The sequence below is a fragment of the Microseira sp. BLCC-F43 genome, assembly GCF_041929235.1.
In the GTDB taxonomy this organism is placed as follows: domain Bacteria; phylum Cyanobacteriota; class Cyanobacteriia; order Cyanobacteriales; family Aerosakkonemataceae; genus Microseira.
Map to the genome: position 1 here is coordinate 1 of NZ_JBHFNP010000208.1, position 4080 is coordinate 4080.

Annotated in this window: 1 protein-coding gene; it reads right to left on the minus strand. The window is 48.9% G+C overall.

Annotated elements, in window-relative coordinates:
* On the minus strand, positions 1-4060 hold a 4060-nt coding region (locus ACE1CM_RS28450; RefSeq protein WP_374882223.1), incomplete at its 3' end, for an amino acid adenylation domain-containing protein.
* Between the last annotated feature and the right edge of the window lie 20 nt (positions 4061-4080).

The window sequence follows — 4080 nt, forward strand, 5'->3', positions numbered from 1 at the left end:
GCTGTGAAAATTGCAGGGAATCAGGAAGAGGAAGAGCCTGACGGTCAACTTTACCATTAGCCGACAAAGGAAAAGACACAAGTTTGACAAATTCCACCGGCAGCATATACTCAGGCAAACGCAATCGTAAATGCTGGCGCAACTGGTCAACCCAATCAGCCATACTAGAAGCATCAGGCCATGTCAACCACTGTTTCTTCTGCTCCGGGTCAATCTTTCCACCCACAAAGCTATAAAGCAAAAGCTGATTTGCTGCCAACTTAAACCCATCGCTCAACCGACTCCAATCCAAATTGCCAATCGGACACAAACCCAAATCAAACTTGGGAGCCGTACTCATCAACAACTGACCCATGTGACCCGCTTCCAGCAAGCAAAACCTCTGCGCCATCTCACCATACATCGGCGATATCGCATCGAGTTTGCCAATCAAAAATAAGGCAAAAGCCCCCTGCTCAAAAATCGGCTGATTCGCCCCGTAAACATCTCCTGGAACCTGACTCACACCCGCAAGTCTAAATAAGCGATGCTGACGCGGACAATAATAGTAAATCCCCCCTGACACCCCACAAACCCGTTCCGGTTTAATCAGCAAATAAGTCTGCACCGGATAAAGATTACCCGCCGAAGGATAAAGATATTTCGGTAGAGGCATATCCCCCAACACGAGCTGCCTCAAACAACTCAATAACTGGCTAAACCGCTGTAAATCCAGAGGTTTCTGCTCAAATTGGCGATAACTTTGCCGTTCTAAATAAGCTTGACTACTAGCTGCATCATCAATCGCCAAAGGCAACTCCACAAAAGCCTGTGTCGATGCGAATTGTCGTAAACCCGGTTGCTGAAGCTTAAATTCAATCCTCTCAATCGGGTCAACAATCATCCCCTCTTTTTCCTGAGGTTGAGCGGCTTCTGGCAACTTCAACTGAGTCTGTGAGGGAACAATATAAGCCACAAGCTGCCGTTTTTCTGGCGAGTCTCCCACCGCTTTCACCACCGCTTTCTTCACCAGAGAATGCTGCATCAACGCCGCTTCAATTTCTCCCAACTCAATCCGATACCCCCGAATTTTCACCTGAAAATCTTCTCGCCCCAGGAACTCAATATTACCATCCGGCAAATAGCATCCCCAGTCACCCGTTTTGTATAATCTTTCCTGAGTCAGAGGATGGGTAATAAAACTCTCGCGGGTCTTTTGCTCATCTTGCCAGTAACCCCTTGCCAGTCCCTTGCCACCGATGTAAATCTGCCCAGGCACCCCTACCGGAGTCGGTGTCATCCAGCAATTGAGGAGATGAACTGTTTGATTGCCCAGGGGTTTACCGTAAGGAATACTGCGCCAGTGGGACTCAACTTGCCGAATCGGATAATAAATCGACCAAATCGCCGCCTCTGTAGCTCCACCCAGACTAATCGTTTCCACATCACCCCACACCGCTTTGATTTGCTGGGGTAAGTTCAACGGCAACCAATCGCCAGATAGCAGTACCAATCGCAGTGAATGATTCACCAGTGTTGGCTGTGTCGAGCTGTATTCGACTAACATCTGCATCAGTGCTGGCACTGAGTTCCAAATTGTGACTTGGTGTGCGTTGACCAATGACAGCCAATCGGCTGGGTCTTTGGCGGCTTTGGCACTGGGCAGAACAATTGTTCCCCCTGCTGCCAGTATGCCCAAAATATCATAGACCGACAGGTCAAAATTTAACGCCGAGACAGCTAGTACGCGGTCATTAGAGGTGACACCAAAGCGTTGGTTGATGTCGATGAGCGTATTCACCGCCGCCCGATGTTCGATCATCACGCCTTTGGGTTGGCCTGTGGAACCCGATGTATAGATGATGTAGGCTAAATCCTCAGGCTGATGTAAGCGTTCTAATCGAGTCAAGGGTGAGGTCTGCGGATTTTCCTCCACACACAGACAATTAATCGCTTGCGGGCAAGATAATTTTGACGACAGTGAGGTTTGGGTGACGACCGACTGGACTTGAGCTTCCAGAAGCAGTGACGATTGCCTCTGTTGGGGCAGGGAGGGGTCAATCGGTACATAGGCTGCACCTGAGATTAAAATCCCCAATACAGCTACTACTTGTTCCCATCCCTTTTCCATGACGATGGCAATGCGGTCGTTGGTCGTGACTCCTAATTGTCGCAGTTGATGTGCTAGCTGTAGCGCTCTTTGATAGAGTTGCTCATAAGTGAGGGTGAATTCTGGGGTGATGACTGCGAGGGATGTTGGTTGTTTTTGCGCCTGGTCGATCAACAAACTATCTAAGGTTTGTTCAGGAATTGCGGTTGCGGTTTGATTGACTTGCTGTCGTTGTTCTAGCTGTTGTGGGGGTAATAGTTGAGGATGGGGAAGTTGCCATGGTTGTTCTTCTGTGGCGAGTTGTTGCAGATAATCGCAGTAGCTGCTGAACATTTCTTCTATCAGGCCAGGTGGGAAGATTTCTGCAACTACGTCCCAGTTAAACCGCAATGTTCCTTGTTCTTCTATTACTTGATGGTCGAGCCACACTTGGGGTGTTTGAGTGATGCCATAGACCATTTCTCCGAATTGGTTGACCCACCAATCTTTCTGAGCGAGGTCGCCGATGCCTAAGGTGCTGGTAAATACGACTCCCATTGTTTGGGAACTGCCGCGTTGATGCCGCAGTTGTCGTTGGACGGCTACACCACTGACGTAGCGGTGGTCTAGGTCTTGCCATAATTGGGCTTGCAGGCGTTTGGCTCGTTCGATCAAGGTTGCTGGTGTGGATTGATTGACTTCCAGGAGTGTGAGCGAGGTGAAGTCTCCCACAATTTGATTGACTTGGGGATGGAGGGGGAGACGATGGAATAGGGTGAGATTGATCGTGAAATGGGGGGTTTTGCTCCAGGTGGTTAAAATATCGCTGAAGGCTGTTAATAATAGCGCCGAAGCTGTTAGATTGGCCTGCTGTGCTTTTTGTTGCAGTTGTTGCCACTGTTGAGGGGTGAGTCGGGCACTGAAGCGTTTGAACTGAGGTTGTTTAATCGTTGAGGGTCGTTGAGCTAGGGGTAATTCGGGTGCGCCTGGTAGAGTTGACAGTCGCTGTTGCCAATATTCTTGGGAGCGTTGATATTGGGGGGTATTTTTCAGTTGGAGTTCTGCTAGTACATAGTCGCGAAATGATGCTTCTATTTGGGGTAGGGTGGTTTGGGGATTTTGGTATAGTTGCCACCATTGTTGTCCGAAGTTCATCAGGCTGAGAGCATCGGCGATTAAGGCATCGAAGCTGAGGTGTAAACGATAATGTTGTTGTCCGAGGCGGGTGGCACACAGCTTGAAGAGAGGCCAGGTTTCGCTGTCAAATACCTGATGAGACATTTGCTGTCGGATTGTTTCTAAATGCCTGGTTTGGGTTGGTTGGGATTGGCTACTGGTGTCGAATATTTCGATTTGATAGGGGGGGACTTGTGGCAGGATTTGTTGTTGCCCGTCTGGTAATACGACCATTCGCATCATGTCATGATGGTCGATGATTTTTTGCCATGCTTGGTTGAGGCGTTCTAGGTCTAGATTTTGACAATCGAGTTCGATGTATATGTGACTGGCGATGTTTCCGAGTTCAAAGGCGCTGTTACGACCTAGCCAGTACGCTTGTTGAATTTCTGTGAGGGGGAAGGGTTGGTAACGTTGGTCTGGTGCTGGGATGAGGGTGGGATTGTTGAGGTCTGCGTGGGGGGATTCGGTTTGTTTTTGGCTGAGGATTTGGGCGAGTTGGGCGACGGTGGGGTATTCAAATAGTGTTCGCAGGGGGAGTTGGATGTTGAAGGCTAGTTGTAGACGTGCGATGACTTGGGTGGCTATTAGTGAGTGTCCGCCTAATTCAAAGAAGTTGTTGTGGATGCCTACTGCTGGTACTTTCAGGACCCTGGCGAAGATGTCGGCGATTTTTTGTTCTGTGGCTGTTGTTGCTGGGACTATTTCTTTTGCACCCATCTGTTGGGCTGCTACTGTTGGTAGTGCTTGACGGTTTATTTTTCCACTCGGAGTTAATGGCAGTTTTTCTAGCAGCATGAAACTTGTTGGTATCATGTATTCTGGTAGTTTTGCCT